This is a genomic window from Mesotoga sp. UBA5825, from assembly GCF_002432955.1.
Classification (GTDB): domain Bacteria; phylum Thermotogota; class Thermotogae; order Petrotogales; family Kosmotogaceae; genus Mesotoga.
This window is the reverse complement of record NZ_DJHG01000035.1, coordinates 24,292-49,523: the sequence shown is the minus strand read 5'-3', so window position 1 is coordinate 49,523 and position 25,232 is coordinate 24,292. Positions and strand designations below refer to the sequence as shown.

At 45.7% G+C, this 25,232-nt stretch carries 18 protein-coding genes; 7 read left to right on the top strand and 11 right to left on the bottom strand.

All coding sequences use genetic code 11. The features are described from left to right. Nucleotides 1-50: 50 nt before the first annotated feature. From B3N33_RS03715 to B3N33_RS03705, 3 genes are read right to left on the bottom strand one after another with little or no spacing between them, the layout of a single operon-like run. A complete protein-coding gene (locus B3N33_RS03715) occupies nt 51-425 on the bottom strand; it encodes a DUF1667 domain-containing protein (protein ID WP_214061120.1) in 375 nt (124 codons plus the stop codon). Then, nucleotides 422-1,660: an NAD(P)/FAD-dependent oxidoreductase gene (locus B3N33_RS03710; protein WP_214078413.1), complete on the bottom strand. Its 1,239-nt coding sequence runs from the start codon at nt 1,658-1,660 to the stop codon at nt 422-424. The genes B3N33_RS03715 and B3N33_RS03710 overlap by 4 nt, the downstream gene beginning before the upstream one ends. Beyond that, complete coding sequence (locus B3N33_RS03705) at nt 1,657-3,099, bottom strand: NAD(P)/FAD-dependent oxidoreductase (protein WP_214078414.1); 1,443 nt, start codon at nt 3,097-3,099, stop codon at nt 1,657-1,659. The genes B3N33_RS03710 and B3N33_RS03705 overlap by 4 nt, the downstream gene beginning before the upstream one ends. Nucleotides 3,100-3,279: 180 nt before the next feature. Between B3N33_RS03705 and B3N33_RS03700 the strand changes: the two genes are divergently transcribed. Beyond that, nucleotides 3,280-3,822, top strand: a complete 543-nt coding sequence (locus B3N33_RS03700) for a glycerol-3-phosphate responsive antiterminator (RefSeq protein ID WP_214061122.1) — start codon at nt 3,280-3,282, stop codon at nt 3,820-3,822. Here the strand turns inward: B3N33_RS03700 and B3N33_RS03695 are convergent, their stop codons facing one another. Genes B3N33_RS03695 through B3N33_RS03675 form a run of 5 tightly spaced genes read right to left on the bottom strand, consistent with a single transcriptional unit; the run spans nt 3,823 to nt 12,910 of the window. Beyond that, the gene (locus B3N33_RS03695) at nt 3,823-4,653 is read right to left on the bottom strand and encodes an ABC transporter permease (protein WP_214078415.1); all 831 of its coding nucleotides are present in this window, start codon (nt 4,651-4,653) and stop codon (nt 3,823-3,825) included. 10 nt (nt 4,654-4,663) lie between these two features. Next, on the bottom strand, nt 4,664-5,617 hold the full coding sequence (locus B3N33_RS03690) for an ABC transporter permease (RefSeq protein ID WP_214061124.1): 954 nt from the start codon (nt 5,615-5,617) through the stop codon (nt 4,664-4,666). Between the two features lie 14 nt (nt 5,618-5,631). Next, nucleotides 5,632-7,125, bottom strand: coding sequence for an ABC transporter substrate-binding protein (locus tag B3N33_RS03685; RefSeq protein ID WP_214078416.1), 1,494 nt, complete (start codon nt 7,123-7,125; stop codon nt 5,632-5,634). A gap of 24 nt (nt 7,126-7,149) precedes the next feature. After that, the gene (locus tag B3N33_RS03680; protein WP_292588687.1) at nt 7,150-11,607 is read right to left on the bottom strand and encodes a fibronectin type III domain-containing protein; all 4,458 of its coding nucleotides are present in this window, start codon (nt 11,605-11,607) and stop codon (nt 7,150-7,152) included. Between the two features lie 13 nt (nt 11,608-11,620). Continuing rightward, nucleotides 11,621-12,910: a hypothetical protein gene (locus tag B3N33_RS03675; protein WP_214078418.1), complete on the bottom strand. Its 1,290-nt coding sequence runs from the start codon at nt 12,908-12,910 to the stop codon at nt 11,621-11,623. 104 nt (nt 12,911-13,014) lie between these two features. Here B3N33_RS03675 and B3N33_RS03670 point away from each other — a divergent pair, with 104 nt between their 5' ends. Further along, the gene (locus B3N33_RS03670) at nt 13,015-13,926 is read left to right on the top strand and encodes a sugar transferase (protein ID WP_292592198.1); all 912 of its coding nucleotides are present in this window, start codon (nt 13,015-13,017) and stop codon (nt 13,924-13,926) included. Nucleotides 13,927-13,974: 48 nt separating this feature from the next. Here the strand turns inward: B3N33_RS03670 and B3N33_RS03665 are convergent, their stop codons facing one another. Beyond that, a complete protein-coding gene (locus B3N33_RS03665) occupies nt 13,975-15,735 on the bottom strand; it encodes an NADH-dependent [FeFe] hydrogenase, group A6 (RefSeq protein ID WP_292592197.1) in 1,761 nt (586 codons plus the stop codon). A gap of 306 nt (nt 15,736-16,041) precedes the next feature. Between B3N33_RS03665 and B3N33_RS03660 the strand changes: the two genes are divergently transcribed. The 5 genes from B3N33_RS03660 to B3N33_RS03640 all read left to right on the top strand — a co-directional run bounded on the left by B3N33_RS03660 (nt 16,042) and on the right by B3N33_RS03640 (nt 22,494). Beyond that, entirely contained in the window at nt 16,042-18,072 is a 2,031-nt protein-coding gene (locus tag B3N33_RS03660) for an Ig-like domain-containing protein (protein ID WP_292592196.1), read from the top strand. Between the two features lie 221 nt (nt 18,073-18,293). Next, the gene (locus B3N33_RS03655; RefSeq protein ID WP_214078421.1) at nt 18,294-19,475 is read left to right on the top strand and encodes an NAD(P) transhydrogenase subunit alpha; all 1,182 of its coding nucleotides are present in this window, start codon (nt 18,294-18,296) and stop codon (nt 19,473-19,475) included. A 30-nt stretch (nt 19,476-19,505) separates the two neighbouring features. After that, a complete protein-coding gene (locus B3N33_RS03650) occupies nt 19,506-19,796 on the top strand; it encodes an NAD(P) transhydrogenase subunit alpha (protein ID WP_214060480.1) in 291 nt (96 codons plus the stop codon). Continuing rightward, entirely contained in the window at nt 19,793-21,178 is a 1,386-nt protein-coding gene (locus tag B3N33_RS03645; protein ID WP_292592195.1) for an NAD(P)(+) transhydrogenase (Re/Si-specific) subunit beta, read from the top strand. The genes B3N33_RS03650 and B3N33_RS03645 overlap by 4 nt, the downstream gene beginning before the upstream one ends. A 92-nt stretch (nt 21,179-21,270) precedes the next feature. Then, the gene (locus B3N33_RS03640) at nt 21,271-22,494 is read left to right on the top strand and encodes a 6-phosphofructokinase (protein WP_214079364.1); all 1,224 of its coding nucleotides are present in this window, start codon (nt 21,271-21,273) and stop codon (nt 22,492-22,494) included. Between the two features lie 43 nt (nt 22,495-22,537). Here B3N33_RS03640 and B3N33_RS03635 read toward each other — a convergent pair whose 3' ends face one another. Further along, a complete protein-coding gene (locus tag B3N33_RS03635; RefSeq protein WP_292588699.1) occupies nt 22,538-23,773 on the bottom strand; it encodes a glycosyltransferase in 1,236 nt (411 codons plus the stop codon). 75 nt (nt 23,774-23,848) lie between these two features. Beyond that, complete coding sequence (locus B3N33_RS03630) at nt 23,849-25,117, bottom strand: ABC transporter substrate-binding protein (RefSeq protein WP_292592194.1); 1,269 nt, start codon at nt 25,115-25,117, stop codon at nt 23,849-23,851. Nucleotides 25,118-25,232 lie beyond the last annotated feature (115 nt).

The window sequence follows — 25,232 nt, the reverse complement described above, 5'->3', positions numbered from 1 at the left end:
ACACATTAATTATTGTAACTCGAATCTAAAGTTATTTCAAGTAGCCAAAGCTACTGATTGGAGGTTTCGATTCTTCCAACTGGTCGAGTAGCGACAAGTGAAGTTCCCTCACCGTCGATGTCATCTATCAAAACGTCCCCTATCTTCACCGGCGCCTCAACGGCTATTCTGCTGATTAAACTCATCTTTTCGAGTATTAGGGCTCTGTCAATTGGGCCTGTGGTCTTCGCTGAAGCAAGAGGGAGTTCCCCGTTCAAAACTCTCACGCTGGTTGTAAGTATTCGTTTCGGCATTACGAGTTCATTGAGTGCGTATTCCTGACCTCTTGGACATTTGTTACCAGTTACTTCGTATTTCTCATCCTTCTTTCTTACAGATATCTTGCAACCTACGGGGCAGATCACACAGGTAATATGTCGTTTCATGTTAACACCTCTACAGTCAGTTGTCCTGCATCCAGGAGAGGAGCCAGCTTATCCTTGTTTATGACCACTTGGATCATCTCACTTGGAACTCCGTATGAAAAACGCTTTTCGTAGTTCAACTCCTTTAGTACTACTCTTCCCTCATCCATGGGCTTCCTCAGTCTTATGTACAATCTCAAGTGTTCTTCCATATCGACAATGCTTGGAACCAGTACTCCCACGTTTTCTCCTCTTATGACCGGAACTCGGTCACCTGACGTGTTCTCACCAAGCGAGAAAAGAGCAGCATGTCGGCCAGCTATCCAACCCTCAGCTGCCACATAATCAACCAGGTCAAACACAGCCACATTGTTTCCTGCAGCGAAGACACCTTCTATGCTACTTTCACCGGTATTGGAAACGATGAAACCTCGATTAACAGGATCTATCATCAAATCATTATCGAAATCCTCAACCTGTGGCAACAATCCTGCCGATAGAATCAGCGTGTCTGTCTTCAATTTCTTCGAGGTGCCAGGAACAGGCGTGAATTTCTCATCGACTCTTGAGATCTCAACTTCCTCAAGCCTTCCGTTGCCATAAATGCCAGTAACCGTTGTCGACAGAAGAAGCGGGATACCATAGTCCTCTAGACACTGAACAATGTTTCGCGTAAGCCCACCTGGATACGGCATTCGCTCAACTACTGCCACAACCTCGACACCCTCAAGGGTTAGTCTTCTGGCCATTATCAACCCAATATCCCCCGAACCAAGTACAACTGCACGTCTTGACGGCAGATAGTTCTCCAGATTGACAAATCTCTGTGCCAGTCCAGCTGGCAGAACCCCAGAAGGTCTATCTCCTTGTATCAGCAATGACCCAAATGGTCTCTCTCTTGCACCGGTCGAAATCACGAGAGCCCTTGACTCTATTTTGAAGGCACCTTGTGGTGACAACACCAAAGCTTCCTTCCTCCGGACATCAATTTCCCGAACATATGATTCACCTATCACATCTACCCTTTCCTGACTCATCTCACTCTGTAGTCGAGCTGCAAACTCCGGACCAGTAAGTTCTTCATGATAAAACTGAAGTCCAAAACCATTGTGAATGCACTGATTCAAGACGCCGCCAACTACTGCCTCTCTTTCGAGCAGGGTTACTTTGACACCCTGTTTCGCTGCGCTGAAGGCACCGGCCATTCCTGCGGCTCCCCCGCCAATTACAAGTACGTCTGTGATGAGTCTCTTCATTGTCTCACCTTCTCGCTTACTATCCAGCTTCTTTCATTGTTCTGTCTAATCTCCGACAGGTCTTTTTTCAGCTCTCTGGACAGAATTCTGGCAATACTTGAACTGCAAAATCCGCCCTGACATCTTCCAAAACCAGCTCTTGTTCTAAACTTAACTCCATCCACAGTCCTCGCTCCATCTCTTATTGCCTGAATCACCTCTGTCTCAGATACCTCGTTGCACTGGCATACTATCCTTCCATAGGCGGGATCCTTGTCAATGAGTTGTGATACTCGCTCAAACGAAAGCTCTTTTATTCTCTCTCTCTCTTTGATGCTAGAAACGAAATCATCTCTTTCGACCAGGCGAATTCCTGTTTCGGGGACTATTCTAGTCACAACATATTCTGCAATTGCCGGTGCTGCAGTTAATCCGGGAGACCTGATGGCTCCAACCGTGATGAAGTTCTCTAGTTCTTCTGCCTTTCTTATGTAGAAATCCTTCTGATCTGTCTCCGGTCTTAGTCCGGCAAAAGACTTGACATACCAGCCTGGATTGTCTATTCCGGGGATCAGATACTCCCCGGAATTTCTAACAGAGACCAGCCCCTCATAAGTAGTACTTACATCTTCAGGAGTAAATCCCGGCAACTCGACAGAAGTGGGACCAAGTAGAACTCCTCCATCAACCGTTGGAACAACGAGTCTTCCTTTCCCTTCGGCAGTTGGGAGAGGAAAGATAATCCTATTTACAAGCGAACTTGCTTTCTTATCCAAAAGAATGTACTCTCCCTTTCTCAATTTAACGGAAGGCACATCAACTCCGAAGCTTGATGCAACTCTCTCGAAGAATACCCCCGCAGCGTTTATCACTAAATCAGCCCTTAGCTTTCTTCCCGATCTTAGAAGAACCTTCTCAATCCTCCCATTTCTCATAGTACCGCCCACTACCTCATCGCTTGTGATTATTCTGCCTCCGTTTTCAGAGACGTTTATCGATGAAGAGATAGCTACCATCCATGGCTCGGTAATACCGGCACTGCTGCAAAGAAGTGCAAAGTTGAACTCATCAGAAATGTATGGTTCCAGACTCTTCAGTTCACTCTTCTCAACAATTCTGAGTCCTTCCACACCATTTCTGATGCCGTTTTCAAGGAGCTCCTCAAGTCTTGGCAGTTCGTCTCTGCCTCTGGCGACCACAAGTGACCCTGTCCTCTTAACAGGAAACTTTAGCTCTTCAGAAAGCCTGGTAAACATCGAATTCCCGGCGGCACAAAGTTTCGCTCTTAGAGTATCTGGCGGATCATCGTAACCACCATGCAAAATCGCCGAATTCGCCTTGGTAACGCCTTGACCTATATCCTCGGACTTCTCAACCAGAACGACTTCAATTTTGTATCTTGTGAGTTCTCGGGCAATTAGCGAACCGACAACTCCACCACCAATAACCACCGCCTGCATCCCGGCACCTCCAAAAAGAAAACCACGCCATCAACTCATGGCGTGGTTTTCTCATAAACTCTACCACGTTTACTCGAATTATATCACAAATGTTTTTTCAGATTACGGGATACCTTAAAAGCAAAGAGCACATAAGCGATCTACAGAACATGTTGTATCATCGATTAAGGGAGGTTTACTATGCTTAAGGGAATCATTGCAGCTTTGTGGGATAGAAAAGAGAGGCCGGAAGCCGTTATACCGGAGACGGTTTTTTTTCTCAATGGAGGCCTGTTTGAAGTTCAAGAGAGAATAGACCAGTTCAAATCTGCTGGCAAAAGGGTATTTGTTGATATCGATTTCGTGTCAGGACTTTCTGGAGATGAAGACAGCGTTATCTACCTTAAGAAGAGCGGGGTAGATGGGATAATAACGGCTAAACTAAGGATTTTTAAGCAAGCCGTTAACGTTGGTTTGAATCAGAGCTTGTTGAGGTTCTTCGTTCTTGACTCGAGGGCCGTTGACAAAGGAATACAGCAAATAGTATCTAATGGTGTAAGAAATATTGAGATACTCCCTGGAATTGTTGCGGCGAAAATCGCCCCAAAGATCAGAGCACACGCACCCGACATAACGATAGTCGCCGCTGGACTCATCGATACCGCTGAAGAGATTGAGACTCTCAAAAAACACGTGGATGCCGTATCCACAAGTTCCACGACCCTATGGTCCTACAGATGGTAATTATCTGCTGATTCTTGGATCAAGCACATCCCTAAGACCATCTCCGAGAATATTCAGGCTCAGTACGATTATGGCGATCATAAGACCGGGAAAGAGGACGATCCATGGTGCGCTAAGTAGATAAGATGTGCTTTGACCTACCATACCTCCCAAAGTAGGTTCTGGTGGAGGTAAACCAAGACCAAGAAATCCAAGAGATGCTTCTGTAAGAAGGGCAGTTGATACGTTTGTTGTGAAAGTGACTATGAGTATAGAGGAGATGTTTGGAAGGATGTCGGTCAACATTATTGAAATACCCTTCTTTCCCAACGCCTTTGATGCCTTTACATATAGACTGTCCTTCAGAGACAAAGTGGCTCCCCTAACAGTCCTAGCAAAAATCGGGACGTAGACCAACCCTATTGCGAATATCAGATTGGCCATGCTTGAACCAAATAGTGCAATAATGAAGAGAGCCAGTATCAACGAAGGGAAGGCAAAAAAACTGTCCATGATCCTCATGATTATCAGATCAGTCCAGCCGCCTATGTAGCCGGAAAGGAGTCCCAACAAGGTCCCTATAATAGCAGATAGTGCAATTGCGCTGGACGCAATGATCACACTCTTCTGAACTCCATATATTGATCTTGAGAACACGTCTCTTCCAAACTGGTCTCCACCAAACAGATGACTCCAGGTGGGTTTGCTCATGAAAGAATCCATATTCATCTTATACGGATCGTACGGAGCAAACAAACCAGGAAGCAGAGTCACCATGATTATAACTATGATAATCGCCATACTCACTATGTAAATTGGATTATTGATAAGTCTTCTGAATACATTAAGCAATCTCTCTCACCTACCGAAGTTCGACACGAGGATCGATGAGTGTGTATATTATGTCTACCGCTATGTTCAACAAAACTATCAGAATACCTATAAAAAGAACAATTCCCTGAACAACTGGGTAGTCCCTTTCGTTCACTACATTGAGAAGAAGTCTTCCCATTCCCGGAAGCGCAAACATATTCTCAATAACGATTGTCCCGCCAAGAAGATATCCAAGCTGAATGCCGGAAAGCGTTACCACAGGAACCAGAGCGTTTCTCAGTGAATGCTTAAAAATAACATTTCGCACACTTACCCCCTTTGCTCTTGCCGTCCTAACATAATCCTGATTCAACACGTCCAGCATCGAGGTTCTCGTAATCCTTAAGATCTGGGCGGCAACCATCAAACCCAATGTGAGCGAAGGAAGAAACATCACTTGAAGATTGGAGATTAGATCTACTCCCGGTCTTACATAGCCAAAGAGATTGAAGCCGTGAAAGGTACCTGAGAAGAGAACTATGAAGATCGCCCCCACCCAAAAGGATGGGGACGAAAGACCGATGAGGCCGATTATCCTTACGAAATTGTCAATGAAACCATTTCTTTTGATTGCAGATATGATTCCCATTGGAATACCAAACAACATAGCGAATCCAAGAGAGAATAATGACAGTTCAAGAGTAACGGGAAATCTCTCTCTAATTAGTTCGGTTACGGTTCTTCCCGTTCTAAGTGAAGTTCCTAGATTGAAAGAAAGGAGGTTTCTCACCCATATTCCATACTGAACGACTAAAGGCTTATCTAGACCATATTCAGTATAAAGCTGCTCTATTTGGCTTTCACTAAGATAGTTCTGAGTTCCGAGCATCATGTCCACCACATCGCCGGGAACTATGTGGATTGCAATGAAAACCAAAAATGTTACTAAGAGAACAGTGGGGATTGCCGAAAGCAACCTCCTGGCAATGTATCCGAACTCCATTCTCTACCTGCTCATTACTCTTTGTGAGTTTCTCTCAAGAAAACAAGACTCTCGTTAGCCAGAGATCTGAACCCTTCAACAGCGTTATTCGAAGCGAATATCGTGTTTGCCGAATACAGGAACAGAATCGGTGAGTCTTCCACAAGCTTTTTCTGGAGCTCTCCATAGATCTTCTGTCTTGCAACAATATCCGACTCGCTTCTTCCTCTGTCAAGGAGTTCATCGACCTCGGGATTGCTGTAAAGGAATACATTGGTTGATCCACCGGTTCTGAAGGTCCTGTTGAACTGAATATCCGGATCAATAGAACCGCTGTTCATGGAAATGAAAGAATCGAAATCGCTTTCTCTCCATTTGCTAATGAAGATACCCCATTCCACAATGTTTATCTTTGCTGTGACGCCAACTTCTGCAAGCTGAGCTTGAATAACTTGGGCAACTTTGTCGAAGTTATATCTCTGGGCAGCAACTATCTCAAACTCAAAACCATTTGGATAGCCTGCCTCCGTTAGCAGCTGTTTCGCCTTTGCTGGGTTGTAAGTGTACTCCTCAAACTCATTTGGCTGGAGCGCCCAAAAATCAAGTTCCGGGTTTAGAGGACCTGTTATAGTTGCTTCGTCGAATGCAACCGCCTTGACGATCATCTCTCTGTTTACTGCATAATTCAGAGCATTCCTAACCTCTGGCTTACTTAGAGGACCTCTGGTTGTGTTGAACCCCAACAAGTAATAGCTTAGAACAGGTGTTCTATATATCTTGAATCTGTCTGAGGGCAGTTGTCTCAAACTAAGCGGCTCGCTAATCTTTGCCAGATCGACATCTCCGTTTCTTAGCGCGGAGACCCGTGTTACCTCCTCAGGCATGATCATCATCTTTATTTCGCTTAGATAAGGAAGTCCCTCCACAAAGTACTCAGTGTTCTTTCTCAGCGTTATGTAGTTACCTGCTACAAATTCGGCCATAAAGAACGGGCCTGTTCCATTCGTCACGAGCTGAAGATTTGCTCCTGACTCTACAAAACTCTTCGAAAGTATTGCGCTATTGACACCTGCAAAGTTAGGTAAGAGAGAAGAGGCCATTGGAATCTTCAACTTGAACTCGACTTTGTTGCCTTCTATGACCTTTATAGATTCGACTTCACCATAGTAAGTGGCTGCGGGAGCTTTCACTTCCGGGTCTCTAATCCTTTCAAATGTGAACAAAACATCTTCAACGGTTAGGGATTCTCCGTTGTGGAATTTGACTCCTTCTCTGATCTCGAACACGATGGTATAAGGATCGACAACTTCGAAGTCTACAGCAAGGTTAGGTATTAGGTTCATGTTCTCATCGTATTTCAGGAGACCGTCATAGACGTTTTCAAGAACTCTGTGCGAAGCAAAAGCAGTCACAAGAGTCGGATCGAATCCTACAGGTTCGGTTTCGATAGCCATCACCAATACGCCGCTTACTGCGAACAGCGCTACAGACAATACAGTTATTAGAAGCATTGCCAGATACTTTCTCACACTAACACCTCCCAAGTTTAGATGCTATTGATTTCTGCTTTCCAACAAAATAGGATCATTTGGTCTTTCTACGTCGTATATTAACATCCTGTTTCCCGATTTCACTATCATAAGCCTCCCCGAGACTGAGATTTCATCTACCTGCGTAAGCTCCAGATCTCTTAGCACAACTGGAGATGCCGGAGTGCTTATGTCAACAATCGCTACTCCTTTGTCGGTTGAAGCGTAGAGAATATCGTCTGAGACTTCGATCTTCAAGACAATGTAGTACCTTCCAACGGTGCTCTTCAGCGATCTCAAAGTATCTATGAGTTTCAGTCCACCGTTTATGCCCGCTTCCCCGGAAAAGACAATGCCGTCCTTCTCGGCAACGGCTCTAGAATAACCTTCGAGAGAAAGATCGAAGCTTGAAGTGCGATCGACGTATCCCGTCCCTTCTCTCTGAAGGATCTTTATTCCTGAGAGAGCATCGGCCAAATAGATTCTTGAAAGGTCCTCAGTAACGAACAAATCTACCGGCGTTGTCCAATCTCTGTAAACAACATCCATCCCTTCGGGAATTCCGCTGCTATTAAGGGAGACTCTGACAACGACTCCAGCGCTCTTATTGTCTAGAATCCAAAGGTAACCTCCCTCAAGCACTATTTTGACCGGAGAGGTATTTGTTGCGATCGTTCCAATAACCTTTGCCTCACCCGAACTATAATCAATGGTTGTTAGTCTTCCCGTCCCTTCTATCACGTAGACAAGATTACCTTTGACCACAACAGGCACTTCACCATCATAGTTATAACGAACCTCCATGATATCGAGGCCCGAAGTATCCAAAGAAACTATATTCAATGCCTCTCCGAAGTAGATCGCTGTTACACTTCTTTGATCATGAAGTTGCGGTTCTCCAGAAGACTGCGTTCTGAACTGAACTGTTGAAGTTGATGCAAGCAGACTCCCGTCCCTCCACAGCTCAACTTTCCAGTAATACGTACTGTCTTCCTTCAGTCGGTCCTGATACTGAAATGAGTTACCCGCTGTCGTAGCTACTAGAGACATCTGATCTTGAGACTCGCCCAGATAAATTCTGAACTCTCCCGCCTGCGCTCCCGTAACCTTCCAAGAGAAGACAGGTCTGATATCGGCAACTGAATCTGCAGCTGGAGCCTCTACCTGCAGATCGACTTGACTCGTTACCACATAAAGGGTCCTCGTCTCTGAGGTAACTGTGTTTTCGCCGTCCGTTGCCACAACGTACCATCTATAGATTCGATTCATGATTAGACCGGATATTCTGATTTGATTTGTCTGCATTGACTCTCTATAAAGCTCAAGATCAGATCCCGAACCAAAATACACCGAATACCTCAGCTGATCTCCGTCAGGATCATAGCCTGACCATGTCAAATCAACATACGTTTCACCGATCGCCCTTCCATCGACGGGACTGATTAAAGACAGTTCTGGAGGTCTGTTTTCAACTGAGAATCGGAAAGTCTCGCTTCTTATTGTGGCTCCACTATTGTCTGTCAACTGAACGAACCATTCATATGTTCGTCCCGGAAGAAGCCTTCCTGTTTGATAACTGTCGCTCGAAACCGTGTAACGTGAAAGGCTACCCAGTTCTCCAAAATAGACTTCCTTCTGCCTTATCATTTCTGTATCACCGTCTAAAACCCATTTCAATGTTACTCCCGAAGCCGACACTTTTTCTCCGTTCCTCGGCGCTTCAAGCAACACTCCAAACGGCTGTCCGGAAATGAAACTGACCGGCTCGCCTGCATACTCGACGTTGTCTCTCAAGACAGATACAGCCCAGAAGTACTGTCTACCATCCTCAAAAGATAGTTCGGGTCTGTATTTGTTGTCCTGAACAACTCTTCTGACAATGGGGTTATGATCTGAATCATAAAGTCGGAAGACGTATCCCGAACTCTGTTGTGAATATGACCAAGAGAACTCTCTGTCGTTCTCGAATACTCCACCGGAAGGATAAATGTAGTCTAGTCCCGAAACACGGCTTTTTATCGGTATTTCGAGAATCCCTTTTTCACCTCCGGGATCCTCTGCCACGATTGTCAACAAGTAATCCCTTCCGGAAATGAGGTTGGTTATGACATATCTCTCAAGGTTATTTCCGATAGCTACCGGGCGCCCCAACGACTCTTCGGCAAGGTCGACATATACTCCCACCTCAAGGTCTTCTCCTTCAGGATCGTCCAGCTCCCATTCAACAACAAGAGGCGTCGTTGCCCCCTCCAGGAACATGCGAGAAGGTTGAAGAAGCTTGATGACTGGCTTCTGGTTGCCTGTAACAAACGATGAGTACCTGCTCTTGGAGCTCTTCCCACCATCATCAATAATTTCCACGGCCCACTCATATCTTCGCCCAGGTTCAAGCTCATCGATAGTGAAAGAACTCTCTGAGGCAGAATACTCTTTCTCAACGAATTCGGTTCCGCGCAAGTAGATCTTTGTTGAAACGATTACCCCGTCCGGGTCGTTACCTTCCCATCTCAGGGTCAGATCCCTTGTAGAGACTTCCGAAGCACCGTCCATTGGGAATATGAGGCGCGGAACCTCGGGTGGGAGGTTTTCGGTCTCAAAAGACCAGATTTCTCCTGCAATTTCGGAACCGTCCTTGATCAAATCTACCCGCCAGAAGTACCTGGTGTTGCTCAATATATCCTGAGTAAGCTCAATATCCGGTCCATCGAGGACGCGTTCGATGACTGTGTTGTTCATCTCGATGTCATTTGCAAGAACAAACCTGTAAGAAAGACCCTCTCTCTCTCCATCGATTTCCCAAATGAAACGGGTGTGCGACCGGGGTACTTCTTCTTCTCCAGGTCTGGGCGATACCGGTAGAACTAGTGCCAGCGACTTATCTCCCGTTCTGAAGACCGCTTCTTCGCTTCTGACAAATGCGCCCCTAGAGTCAGTCGCAACAACATACCAACTGTACTCTTCGTTTTCTCCAAGATCTCGTACTACACGTTCTTGAGAATCTATAGGTCCAATAACTCTAGAATCATCTAGCGACTTCAGATGAAGCTCATAGCTTATCGAGTCGCCATCTTGATCCTCGCCGACCCACCTGAAAGAGACAGCCGATGGCTCTACCCCTTCCCGAGAAACCGGGTTAACAACGGCTACACTAGGAGCTCGGTTTCCCGGTACTATTTGCATCTCTTTGCTTGCCTCGCCACCATGATTGTCACTGGCTTTTATGACTAAACTGTAACTAGTCCCCTCGTCCAGAGCTGAAAGAAAAACGGATGTCATTCTGCCCGAAGCAATCCTGACAGGTTCTTCATCTTCAGCCCCGAAGAAGACCTCGGTTGTAACACTATCCCCATCGGGATCCACTACGCTCCAAGTTACCGGTATTGAGGACTGCCCGGGAGGTGCAAAGGGATACTTCATATCAATTACAGGAGCTCTGTTTGAAGTCCGGAAGATCCACTCTTCGCTCTTCTTCTCCTTACCTGATGCGTCCCTCACTACAACATACCAGCTGTAAGTTGTGTGTCCTTTAAGAGAAGGAATAACTATATCCGTTGAATTCGTGGTTCCGATGAGGGAATGCCTCGACTGACCTTCCGCAAGATAGACATCGAAATAAAGTGGTTCGGGATAGTACTCGAGAGGAAGTGAGGTCTTCCATGAGAGGCTCCTCCTTCCAGCATCGAAATCGCTAGCTCCGCTTCTTGGGTTTTCCGGCGTAACTGCAGGAAGATCTGCCCTCATCTGTGTTGTGAAACTCTCAGTATAAGAAGTAGATTCACCTCCATACGAGTCCTTCGCAACGACTTTCCAGTAATACTTCGTCGAGTAATCAAGTCTCTTTAGTAACGAAACGTCAACCATCGTTTCGTGCGTTCCTCTAATGAGAAGGTCCTTCTCATCTAATCTTGGCTCTCTGCCAAAATACACGTCGTATACTAACTCATCTCCATCAGGATCATTGGAACTCCAGTTAAGTGTCAGATCTTTTAGGGGGACGTTTCCCAGGTTTCTGCCGGGTGGAATTAGCTCTGGTCTTCTAGGATAAGTATTCATGAGTACGAACGTCCAGATTTCACTTTCTGCAGATTTTCCGCCTTCTGTGTAAACCCTTACTTTCCACCAATACTGAGAATGAGGATCAACCTCAAACTCATGAGAGAAGGAAAATATCCCCTCAGTAGGGGAGGTCAGATCACCCTGAAGGTCAAGTGCCAATCTGGTCAAACTATTTCTGTCCTTGCCAGCGAAGACTTCTGCTAAGAGGCCATGCCTGGGACGTTCATATACAGCTTCCCATCTTAATTCTACCTTTTCAGCATATTGGATTCTCTCTGCATTTTTCGGAATTGGCGAGACATTCGAGATAAGTATTTTCGGTTCTGGAACGGGCCAGAGGAAAAATGCTGCAACTACGGCAGCTACTATTACCAGGAGCAAAGTAATGATAATCGGCACTATCGTGGAACCTCTGTAATAGTGCAACGTGAATCCCTCCTCAGACTCTTAGTCCAATCTCGTGCGAAATAGAACTGTCGGCATTCCGCTCTATTGTATCCTCGGATAACCGCAGGCCACTAAGTTTCTTGATATGGTTCGACTGAACAAGAAACTCGTTAGAAATCATCTCTATAGTGATGTACCCCAGCTCAACTCTTCTTGCAAAACCGTTCTTAGGATTATCATCTATCATCTCTACGACGGGCTTCCATGTCCCGGCATTAGCGTAGAATTTCTCTTCTCCGTTGCTCGAAATCATCCGCAATACGTGGCGGTGATTATGACCCATCACAACACCTTTCAGTTCACCTGGAACGATAGGCGGGGCTTTGTCACCATACATCAGAAAGAACTCACTGTTCATGGCCTTTTGAAAGCCTTTCTTTCCCTCCGCACCAAGCAGTCTTCTCCCTTGCCTATATAGATTGTCAGTCTTCTTCAACTTTCTGACTGCCATCACGATTCTCACCATCAGACTTCCGAGTTTCATACCGCCGTGCCTGTTCACAAACAACCCCTCAATGACCTTCAAAACCGGCCAGTTAGCATCTATCCAACGTTGTGCATCATGGCTCTTCAAAAGAATAAGAAATTGCCTTGACCACTCCGCCTGTAAGTCCGAGTCGACCTCATACACTCTCCTTAAGTATTCAAGCCACTGAAATACATCGAGAGTAGGGTGTACATTCTGATAATCCCTTACCACCTGCTCGGGAAGCTCGGTTCTCATGAGACATTTGTCAAAGTTCTCCATCATGAAACGGGCCATATAGTCACCAAAAGGCTGCATAAGATTGCCGTTCTTCCTATCTCTGAAGAATCTGTTCACAATGTCGTACTGATTGCCGTGAATGGCCAAAGTCTTGAACTCTCTGTCAAGATAATAAGGCAGGATTTCAACCTTCTCTTCGTCTCCCAGTAACTCCTTCAACTTGTGACGGAGTCTCTCACTGAAAAGCAAAAGGGAATCATGGTTTCCAACAACGTATTTCACTCTTCCACTCTCGGCGAACTCTCTGAATGCTCTGAACACTTCCTGATGTTTGCTCTCAATGGCATCGACAATCGATACATCGATCTCTTTCAGCAATCTGTCAAAAGGCAACATCCGTCTGCTTCTAATAAACTCTGATATCAGCAACTCAAGACCATCACCAACAATCACGATCTCGCCGAAACCTTTGTCCTTGGAGCTGAGTATCAGCTCGATGAGATCCGAATCGAACTTGAAGTCATCCTTTAACGTTCCGTCACCTATGTGAAGATCACTCAGATATAGTTTTTTCACCGTGGACCTCCTAATTTACATGATACCGCAAATCCTCTTTCAAGATTCAATATTTTGCGAAATTGCTGGTTCCAATATCGTTGTAAAGATGAGACAATATAACGATGGACAGGCTATGGTATTTGCTGGATCTTTCTCTAGCTTTGCCGCTCTTATTGAACGGTTTTGATGCGTTTATCGCAGCTCTTGGTGTATGTGTCTTTATTAGCTTTTCTATGCGCGGTTACGAGGGAATCACTTTTTCCGATCCAGATAAGCAGAAGGCTTCTTCCCTTGGATCCGTTGTTTTGTCTTGCTTATTCGGGGCTTTGTTGATTCGTTTATCACCATGGATAGCCCTACCTACTCTGGCACTTACCGCTCTGAGATACTTCTTTCTATACAGGCTTTCTCACGAGAGCTTCAATGAAGAGAAGTTGATGCTTATCGAAAGAGAACCAATAGAAACCAAGAAAACCTACGACAGAATCAAGAGAGTACTTGACATAGTCCTCGGAGTCACGATACTCGTCCTGTTCGGCCCTGTCATCGGAGTAATTGTGCTGACCTCAGTTATCTCTAGCGGAAGGCCTGTATTTATTTGCCAGAAGAGGATCGGAAAGGACTGCAGGGAATTCGAAATGTATAAGTTTAGAACTTTTGAAACAAAGGCGGGTAAAGATAGGATTACTCGCCTCGGCAGATTCTTGAGACCTCTAAGATTGGATGAACTTCCTCAGATAATCAACATCATAAAGGGAGACATGAGCTTAGTCGGGCCAAGGCCAGAGCTCCCATCATTTCACAGCCTTGGAATGGAGAACATACCCGATTACCCACTAAGACTCTTAGTCAAACCCGGACTCACCGGTTGGGCGCAGATCAATTACAAGTACACAACAACACTTGAAGAGTACAAAGTAAAAACTGCTTACGACCTCTATTATGTCAAGAACAGGTCGTTGACGCTAGACTTCAGGTGTCTCTTGAAAACACCCTTTGCAGTGTTTCTGGCTCTGCTGAGAAGCGATGGCTGAATAGAAACGAGGGGCACCTGGCCCCTCGGATTAACTTCTTCATCATAGCTACCCTTTGGCGATTTCCTCAAGCTCCTTCTTTCTCTCAATTACGCTCTTGCTGTTGTTCTTGTAATGAGTATGGAGTAGTTCGTGTGAGAGGTGTCCTAGGGGCTTCTCCAAATACTCTTCGTAAAGCTTTAGAATCCCGGGATTTTCATGAGATTTCCTGATTTTGGAAGACCTGTCAATACTATATATTGCTTCCATTCTCTTTTCCAAATAACCAGGAACACTCGATTTCGGTTGACCGCCGCCACCTATACAGCCACCTGGACATGCCATTATCTCGACAAAATGGTAGAAGGCTTCACCTGAACGTATCTTGTCCATCAACTTGACAACATTGCTTCCACCATGAGCAATCGCAACTTTTACTTTAGTGCCCTTCATTTCTATTTCGGCTTCCTTCACACCTTCGAGTCCGCGAGCAAAGTCGAAGTCAAGTCGTGGCAGCTCTTCCCCGGTGTAAACCTCATACGCGGTTCTCAAAGCCGCTTCCATGACGCCTCCAGTTGCTCCGAAGATAGCTGCAGCTCCTGTTGAGATCCCAAGAGGATTGTCGTATTCTTCCTCTTCAAGCGACTCGAAGGGTATCTTATGCATTTTGATAAGTTTCCCGAGCTCCCTGGTTACCAGAACTGCATCCGTCGATTGGGCACCTCTTACCTGAAGTGTATCTCTCCCCTTCTCATCTTTCTTAGCAGTACAAGGCATGATGGAGACAAGGTAAATGTCTTCCGGCCTTTTACCAATCTTCTCAGCGAAGAAAGTCTTGACAAGAGCACTCATCATTTCTTGAGGAGACTTGGCAGTTGAAAGGTTCTCGGTGTACTCCGGGTATAGTTTCTCCATCATGTTAACCCATCCAGGGCAACAAGAGGTGAACATCGGGAACTTTCCACCTTCCTTAACTCTTTCGAGTAGTTCCGAGCCTTCCTCCAGAATTGTCAGGTCAGCAGAGAAATTCGTATCGAACACATAGTCGAACCCTAGCTTTCTGAGTGCAGCAACCATCTTGCCGGTGCTAACGGTTCCGGGAAGTTCTCCAAACTCTTCAGCCAACGCAACGCGCACTGAAGGAGCCGTCTGCGCAATGAGAACTTTATCATGTCTCTTCAGTTCGGCAACAACATCTCTGAACTCCATCCTTTCGGTAATAGCTCCAACCGGGCATACCGCTGAACACTGACCACAATTTATACAGTCAGTAGCTGCAATAGGGGCTCCGAGAGCGGGTAAAGGCAGAACATGATATCCCCTATTTACAGGTGATAGAATTGATAGGCCCTGGAGTTCATCACATGCTCTAACGCATCTTCCACAATCAATACACTTGTTCATGTCTCTGAACAGCGATGGACTGGAAGTGTCATAAGAAACATTTCTGAGGGTCTTCGGGAACATGTCTTTAACATCGTATTGATATATCAGATCCTGAAACTCGCATCTACCATTCACATCACAGGTCATACAGTCATTGGGGTGATTTGAAAGCAGAAGACCAAGGTTGAATCTTACGGCCTTGTTCACTCTTTCAGAATTCGTCTTAATCTTCATTCCATCAGCGACCTGAGTTGCGCATGCGGGCGAGAGATTACGAGCTCCCTCAACCTCGACGACACAGACCCTGCATGATCCAACAACAGAGAGGGCAGGGTGATAACAGAGCGTTGGAATATCCATTCCAACTTCACGGCAAGCCTCAAGAATACTCTGATCCTCTTTCACGGAATAGTCCTTGCCGTTAATGGTAATTGTCACGGGCACCGAACAGCACCTCCATTCGAAATCTTCAGTTATTGAGAGAGAAGAAACTAGATTGTGATTTTTCTATCAAGTAGATTCTAGCATATTGATCGCCCCTTATGCCAGGTATTAGGTTAAAATTTACCCACAGGGAAACAAATGAAAGGCAACATGGTTAGACGTGTTAAACAGTATGCGAGTCTCCGACTAACGATTGTGAGGAGTTCTCACTAAAGGTATTCAGAACCCATTCCATTTGGGCATAGAACAGGAATAAGATTATAATAGACTTGATAACTATTATGGTCTCTATGGAGGTTTTGCGGTATGAGAAAATGGTTCTTCTGGGCGTTGTTGATGGTCGTGGTAGCAGTCGTATTTGCCATCAGATTGCTTCCTGATATGCTTAACAAACCCCCTGTAATGAGCATTCCAGACATGATAATCAACGAGGGTGACATTCTTTCTATAGATCTACACGATTACTCAAGCGACGAAAAGATGGCATCTCTCACCTACAGAAAGTTAGCGGGCCCTGGAGAAATCAGGGAGACATTCTATACATTCTCGCCGAGTTATCAGCAGTCTGGAAAACACACTGTGACGATTTCGGTTGCTGACCAGAAAGAGCAAACTGCCGAATCCACATTTGTCGTTACCGTTAGGGAAGTGAATCGTCCACCAGTGCTATCAGTGCCGGATCAGGTGATTGCGCACAACGAAACCGTTTCCATAGATCTTGATGAGTTCGCAGAAGATCCAGATTTGGATCCTCTTACGTACAGAATCTCTTCAGGCAGCGGTCAGATAATTGGCAGCAGCTACACGTACAAACCGGACTTTGCAACAAGAACAGAGGAGAGTATAACCATAACAGTTCTTGACGGTCGCGGGGGAAATGATGATTCAACATTCTTGATATTGAATAAGGCGTTCATTACAACTCCATCAACACCATCAGCTGACTCCACAACAATCGAGTCAGCAACAGCAGTCACCATTACTCCCGAAGGAACAGATACTTCTTCGCGATTAGTAACAGCTGAAACAAGAAATCTTCCACCGGTGTCGAGCATCCCTGATCAGACTCTGGACCAGGGCAATACACTCGTTCTGGATCTCCGAACCTTCATAAGGGATCCAGAAAATGATCCAGTTTCGATAAGAATTAGTTCGGGCCCTGGTGAGGTAGAGAGATCACTCTATTCATATACAAGTACCGAGAATGACTCAGGCATAAAGACCGTTGTTCTACAGATTTCGGACGGTCTAAATACTGTTGAAGATAGCTTTCAAATCAGTATCGCCACTAGAAACAGAGCACCGGTAGCTTCGAACATTCCCGAGAGAACGATTGAAGTTAATGAACAACTTACGCTTAACCTTGGCAGTTACTTCTCAGATCCTGACGGAGACGTACTTTCATACCAGCTTGTCAGCGGTTCCGGAAGAATCGCCGGTAGTCAGTATACTTTTCAATCATCTGATCCAGGAAGATACTCAGCAACTATCAGAGCCTCCGATGGAAAGGGCGGATCGGTAGACAGAACAGTGATCTTCAATGTAAGTCAAACAAATAACCCGCCTGTGATCTCAATTCTCCCGAGGAGGATTTCTGAGGGAGAAAGGCTGACGATTAACCTTTCAGATCACGCTTCCGATCCAGATAATGACCCGCTTAGCTACTCACTGGTTTCGGGTCCGGGAACAATTCAGGGAAGAACTTACACTTTTGACGCAGACTATGGCAGCGCGGGAAGCTACGAAGCGGTTATTTCAGTGAGCGATGGAAAGGGCGGATCGGCAAGAGCAACGGTAAGAATTGATGTCAGAGAGAGCAATAGGCCCCCTGTTTTGAACATACCTGGGTTCACGATAGCAGAAGGTTCTAGACTTGTTGTTGATCTGAATGAATACTCATCTGATCCGGACAATGACAATCTATCATTTGAGATCGTTCAGGGAATGGGAACGATCGAAGGAAGCAGGCTGATAATTGAACCTGGGTACGAGGATTACGGCTTCTACACATTCGTCGTAAGTGCTTCAGACGGTAAGGGAGGTACGGCAAATGCTTCTTTTGACGTGCTCGTTACGGATACGAACAGGCCGCCCGAATTCAATATTCCAGATCAAACCACAATAATCTCAAGAACTCTTCGGCTTGACTTGAGACAGTTCAGCAGCGACCCCGACGGAGACTATCTTAGATACGAACTAATCTATGGACCTGGAGTGTTGACCGGTAGCATCTACTCATTCATTCCTGAAACACTTGGATCAAGCACAGTTATGCTTAGAGCTAGTGATCTCAAAGGCGGGGAGGCCACGACAACCTTCACAATAACAGTAAGATAGATCGCCCGTAGGCAGAATATTGAGTCAAGAATTTCGCTCGCAACAATCTGGGAAACACTCCGTTTTCGAATAATGTCTCAAATCACGAAGGGTGAGCACCTACATACGAATATCTGGCTCTTATCGAGTTTCTGTGCAGAAATTCGGTCGTTTCGTTTCTTCAAACTCTATTGTATAATGAGGCTGTGCTTTAATCAAAGACTGTTAAGGAGGAATTCTGAATGAAGTTTTCGGGACTAACGATTGGTGTTCCAAAGGAGATTCTTGCTGGTGAGCTCCGCGTTGCAGTGACTCCTGATGTTGCAAAGAAGTTTGTTGAGAACGGCGCTAAGTTTGTCATTGAGAGTCGAGCCGGAGAGGGGGCATTCTTCTTTGATAGTGATTATTCAGCTGCTGGAGCTGAAGTAGTCTCAACCGCGCAAGAAGTCTATTCAAGAGCTAACTTGATTCTCAAAGTCAAGGAACCGCAGTTTAACAATTCGCTCGGAAAACATGAGGCCGAGCTAATCAATCGCGGAGCAACAATTGTTGCATTCTTGCACCCTGCACACGATGTCAACCACAAGGCCATAAGGATTATGGCTGAGAGAGAGATCACCAGTTTCACCCTGGACAGTATTCCAAGAATCTCAAAGGCTCAGTCCATGGACGCTCTGACCTCGATGAGTACCGTGGCGGGCTATAAATCGGTTATCTTTGGTGCAAACAGAATAAGAAAATTCATCCCTATGATGCCTACTTCTGCAGGTATGATACCTCCTTCTGAAGTGGTGGTTGTCGGCATCGGAGTGGCTGGCCTTCAGGCAATTGCGACCGCTAAGAGGTTGGGCGCAAAGGTGAAGGCACTTGATATTAGGCCCGAAGCGGCTGCTCAGGCAAAGTCGCTTGGTGTCGAGGTAATTCCATTCGACGTGCCGCAGGAACTGGCCATGGGAAAAGGCGGCTATGCTAAGAGGCTCCCAAAGGAGTGGTACGAGAAGGAAAGAGAGATTCTGTCAAAGCATTTGGAATCATGCGACATTCTAATTCTCTCAGCACTAATTCCGGGAGAGGTTGCCCCTATTCTGGTAACTGAACCAATGGTCGCTTCAATGAAAAAAGGCTCTGTGATTGTTGACATCGCTATTGATCAGGGGGGCAATTGTGCGCTTACAGAGGAAGGTAAGGAATACGATTACAATTCAGTGTGGTTGATTGGAATGCTCAACATCCCTGCCACACTTTCGATAGACTCGACCAGGATGTTCTCTAGCAATATCTGGCACTTCGTGGACAACCTGGTGAAAGATGGAAAGATCGTCACCGACTCTGATGACCAGATTGTGAAAGAGACACTTGTAACGCATGCGGGATCAATTGTTCATCACGGTACTTTGTTGGCCATGGGAGAGATAATAGAATAATTTTCACTATTCAATAAGAGGAGGAGTTCTATGCTCTTGGCTTTAGTAATTTTCCTGGTCGCCTGTGCCATTATAGGTTACAGGATAATATCTTCAGTACCCTCGCTTCTTCATACTCCTCTTATGTCGGGTATGAATGCGTTGTCGGGTATTACCGTTCTGGGTGCAATCGCTGTCTTTGCAACAATTGACTCTGGAATAGTCCGTTTCATTAGTGGAGCAGCTCTTGTTTTGGCAATGATCAATGTTGTGGGAGGATTCTGGGTAACAGATCGTATGCTGAAGATGTTTGATTCTAGTGTTAGGAGAAAGAACAAATGAGCATTATTATCATTGCAGCGATATTCATAGTTGGATTCATCCTTCAGATCCGATTAATGCAGTCTCCAAAAACTGCTCTTCTTGGCAATAGGATTGGAGCGGCGTTTATGGGAGCCGCGATAATATACACGATAATCGTTTACGGAGGCATGGGAAATTCCGCTCTTTGGCTTTGGTTAGTTATTGGAGGGTTTGCCGGAGTGTCACTCGGCCATGTAGTGAAGATGATTCAGATGCCACAAATGGTCGGAATGCTAAATGGATTCGGTGGTGCTGCTTCGGCGTTAGTTGCAATTGCAGGGAGCAGTCAGTTTCTAGGCGATGCAAGCTGGTACTTGTGGTTAACGGCTTCTCTTGCGCTTTCTGTTGGCGTATTAACTTTCACAGGAAGTATGGTTGCAGCAATGAAGTTGCAGGGTATCATTTCGGGAAAACCTGTCAACCTTGACGAAAGCGGGAAGTTACAGCGAATACTACTCTTAACAGCCGCTGGAATTGTTTTAGTAAGCACCTTCATAACAGGAATCTACTCTGTTTGGGTAGTCTTCCTCTCGATAATATCGGCAGTCTATGGAGTAATAATGGCTCTTCGGGTTGGAGGAGCGGACATGCCAGTAGTTATCTCTCTACTAAACTCGTTCTCCGGAGTGGCTGCCTCGATAACTGGTTTCGCTGTTGAGGACCCTCTTCTCGTAGGAGTAGGGGCGGTTGTTGGAGTCTCAGGTCTTATTCTGACAAGAATAATGTGTCGTGCAATGAATAGGAACCTCAGCGCAGTGTTAACTGGAATAACTACTGTTTCAGACTCAAGAAGAGCGGAGAATCTGCTAAACGTCTCAAATGAACTTGAAGGATTCAATGAAGAGAAAAAGGGCAGTATGGAGATAGGAGACGTCATTAACTCGGCAAAGAGCGTGATAATAGTACCGGGATATGGAATGGCTGTAGCACAGGCGCAGGGCAAAGTCAAGGATCTGATTGACTGTCTGGAGAAGGCTGGAAAGCAAGTTAAGATTGGAATACATCCAGTAGCCGGAAGAATGCCCGGGCATATGAACGTCTTGCTTGCCGAAGTGGGCATCGATTATGACAAGTTGTACGATATGGATACGATAAATCCGGAGTTCGAAAACACTGACCTAACAATTGTGGTGGGTGCATGCGATGTTGTCAATCCTTCTGCTAATACGGCCAAGGGTTCTCCAATATATGGAATGCCAATTCTCGAAGTTGAGAAATCGAAGAACGTAATAGTGTGCAACCTAGATGAAAAACCAGGTTACTCCGGTGTAGAGAACACTCTGTATTCAATGAAAAACGTCATAACTATTTGGGGTAATGCCTCGGTAACTGTGCCAACTATTACTGAAGCATGCCGATGAGAAGTCCCCGAGTTTCACAGACGCCTCAGGGCGTCTGTTTTTTTTGTGGCTGGTGATCTCTCAGTGTGGTATATTCATTTAGGGGTGGGACAATGAAGAATGCTGTGTATGCGCAGTCAGGCGGCGTAACTTCTGTTATTAACGCATCAGCTTATGGGACGATTGTTGCGGCGCTTGAGAGTGAAGGAATCGACAGGATATTTGCCGGAATAAATGGTATCAAAGGAATCCTCAACGAAGAGCTTCTTGACTTGACGGAAGAAACACGGAGTGAGATAGACAGGATTCCCTACACTCCTGGCGCGGTATTCGGCTCTTGCAGAACGAAAATCGACAGCGATGAGGACTTCGATAGATTGTTCAGAGTCTTCGACGCTCATTCCATCCGTTACTTCTTCTATAACGGGGGCAATGATTCAATGGATACCGCCAACAAGATCGATAACAAAGCAAAAGAACTAGGCTTTTCATTGCAAGTGATAGGAGTACCCAAGACTGTTGATAATGATCTCATGGAAACCGATCACTGTCCTGGATATGGTTCCGCAGCAAGATTCACTGCGATTTCGATAATGGAGGCGACGAGAGATCTGAGATCAATGTACAGCGATTCCACAAAGGTTTTCATTATGGAGTCTATGGGGCGTCATTCAGGCTGGCTTGCTGCTTCAGGTTCACTCGCAAGTAGTGACCGATTCCACGGTCCTCAGATCATACTTTTCCCGGAAGTACCCTTCAACGAAGATGCCTTCATTGCAAAAGTAGATGATGTAATCGTAAGAGAGGGCTATTGTTCAATCGTTGCGTCAGAGGCTCTTAAGAGGCCTGATGGATCATACATATCTACTGCCGGATACTACGATTCCTTCGGAAATGTGCAGCTCGGGAAGATAGGGCAATACCTCGAAAAGACAATTCGCGATTCCTTGAAGTGCAAAGTGCATGTCGCTATCCCGGATTATCTTCAGAGGTCTTCAAGACACATTGCAAGCCTTATAGATTGGCAAGAAGCAGTTGAGGTAGGAGCACTAGCAGTCAGGGAGGCACTAGAAGGGGTAAGCGGAGTGATGGTCTCAATTCGCCGATTAAGTAATAGGCCCTATCTGAAAAAATACTGCACAGTTGATCTGGAGAGGATCGCCAACGGAACGAAAGACCTTCCTAGAGAATTCATCTCGGAAGACGGATTTCACGTTACTGAGGAGTTCAGATCCTATGCACTACCGCTCATACAGGGTGAAGCTCCAAATCTCTATCTACATGGTCTGCCCATATACGAGAATCTTGAAAGAAGAAAGGTGGAGAAGCTCCTCTGATATGAAGCTCCCCGTTCCGCATATGGCCGGGACGGGGGCCTTCTCAATTCGCAAGATCTCGGAAAAGTTGAAGATATTGATGTAGATGTCTCGTACTTAGGAAGTCTTTCTTCACTATTTCATATCCCTTGTTCCCCATTTCCTTTGCAAGACCGGGATCATCAAGTATTCTTCCAGTGTACTCAACGGTATCTTCAACGCTTTCAACGAGATAGCCGTTAATTCCGTGGTGAATCTGAAGAGGAATGCCTCCAACGTTTCCCCCAACTACGGGAGTCTTCTTCCACATTGCCTCGCTCACAGTCAAAGCAAAACCCTCGCGAAGTGATTTCTGAAGAACGACTTTGCTTACTCTTTGAGCTGCGTTCACCTCGATATCACTGATATTCTGGAAGTTCGAGAGAACCTTGATGTCGTAATCCATTCCACTGTATCTTAGAAGGTCTTCATAGATCTTCCAGCCCTCGGGATCATCCGAAGCCATCGACCCTATTAGCAGAAGCTGAAGCTCTCTAAACCTCTCCTTCAGCTTTCTATACGCATCTACAACTCCCAACGGATCCTTCCATGGATCGAACCTTGATACTTGAGTTATAACGGGTTTTCCACTCTCGATTCCGAGTTTTCTTAGTGCCTGTTGCATCTCTTCCTTCGATAGTTCTCTGTTCTTGTTGCTTAGAGGATCGATTGAAGGTGGAATTTCGTAGATCTTGTCGATTGAAATCCCGTCTTTAGCATAGTCTTTGAGTGTGAATACAGCTGCATTATAGTAAGACAGGAAGCCGTTTAAATAATCCCAGAAGACCCGATTAGGTGAGGAAGTATCAATGTGACATCTCCATACAAGCCTGCAACTTCCGAACTCTGCAAAGGCAGGAAGACCTACCGGTTGAGGATCATGTATCACCGCAATATCGTATTCACCTGGTTTTATAAAACTCGCGTTGTCTTTTGAAACGTTTTCAAAAAGGTTCCTGTCTTCATCTGATAGTCGATCCTCCTTACCCTGAAGTGCGTTGTGCATCCTTTTTGTAAGGTCGAAAAACCGAGAAGGAGCGTCAATTACTTTCCAATCGACAGTGAGGCCACAGTCTTTCATTAGAGGAATCAGAGTGTGTAGTATTTCCGCCACGCCTCCTCCAAAAGATGTTGCGTTGACATGCAAAACTCTCAGACCCCTGAGTTCGCTCGAAAGCTGAAGAATACTCTCCAATAGATCACTTTCTATAAAAGGCTCATAGTCCTTCAGACTCTTTCTCTGTACTTGCGTAGTCTTCACGTCCACACCTTCTTTCTGCTTTGGCAAAAGGTTAGCTGGTCCCGATTAGGACCAGCTAACCAAGTTAGACAGTTACTAGAAGCCCCAAACTACCTCAAATCCTGTCAAATCTTCGAGATCAAGAGCCAGTTCTTCAAGAGCGTTCTGAGCATCTGCTGTACCCAAGAGGATGTTATGAACCGCCTTGAAGAAGAGAGTAGACACTTCATTATATCGTGGCGCGGTCGCCGTTGAAGGTCTTGCAACGGCATTTATAAACACATCATACAATGAACCGAAAAACGGATTGGCTTTTAGCACTTCGTAATCCGCATAAAGAGCCCCAATTGTTGGGTTAAAGGAGCCTTCTACTGCCCTCATCTTCTGAACTTCATATCCTGCCATGAAGAGCGCCACATCGGCTGCAATTTCCGGATTTCTGCTGTACTTGCTAACCGAGAGCTGCCAACCGCCAAGCGTTGCCGCTCCGCTACCGCTCTTTCCTGCAGGTAGAGGAGAAACGTCAAACTTTCCTGCTACGGCGCTGTCCTCGCCTCCGCTTAGTGAATAAGCGTATGGCCAGTTTCTCATGAAAGCAGCGTTCCCTGTCTGCCATACCGCTCTTGCATCCTCTTCGGCAAATGTCAAGACGCCACTTGGAGAGATCGTGCCTACCCAGCCGGCGGCCTTTTCAAGTATCTCAACGGCGTTTGCATTGGCAATTGTTATCTTCTTGTCGGCGCTGATAATCGTACCTGCATCGTTCGAAGCAAGCCATTCAAGAGCGTCACATGTTAAGCCCTCATAGGCGTTTCCCTGCCAAACAAATCCCCAAAAGTCGGGATTTGTCTTCCTCTCGCCTTCCTGTATTATTCTTGCTGTCTCTTCCAGTTCGTCCCAGGTCTTCGGCACAGCAAGCCCATACTTTTCAAGAAGGTCGGTCCTGTAGTAGAGAAGTCCGGCATCCGTGAACCATGGAATGGCAACCAGTTTTCCATCGACTGTGTTATTCTCAACTATTGCCGGAAAGTGCATCGATACAACCTTGTCGGCGTTGTACTCGTAAAGATCTACGAAGTGTTCTGCGAGGTCGCCGGGCCAGATTACGTCCACCTGATAAACGTCAATCTCGGGACTTCTTGCTTCGAGGAACTGGAGATAGAGACCTAGTCTGTCCTGTACCATATCTGGTGTGTCCAGTACTCTTACCGTGACATCAGGATGGATCTCCATATACATCTCAGCAGCCTTCCTTGTTAGCTCGAGTTCCTGACCGACAGCTCCTGCGGCTATCGTAATCACAGTTTGCGAAATGGCCATTAACGCGAATGATACTACCATGAGAGCTAAAAGTACTTTTTTCATAATACCCCTCCTTCAAAAGAGTTTTTTTGAGTTTCATCAATCCTCAAATCTCATTTAGTTACTTTGACTCTTCAAATCACCTCCCGTTAGCATTGAAACGAAACATTCATATCAT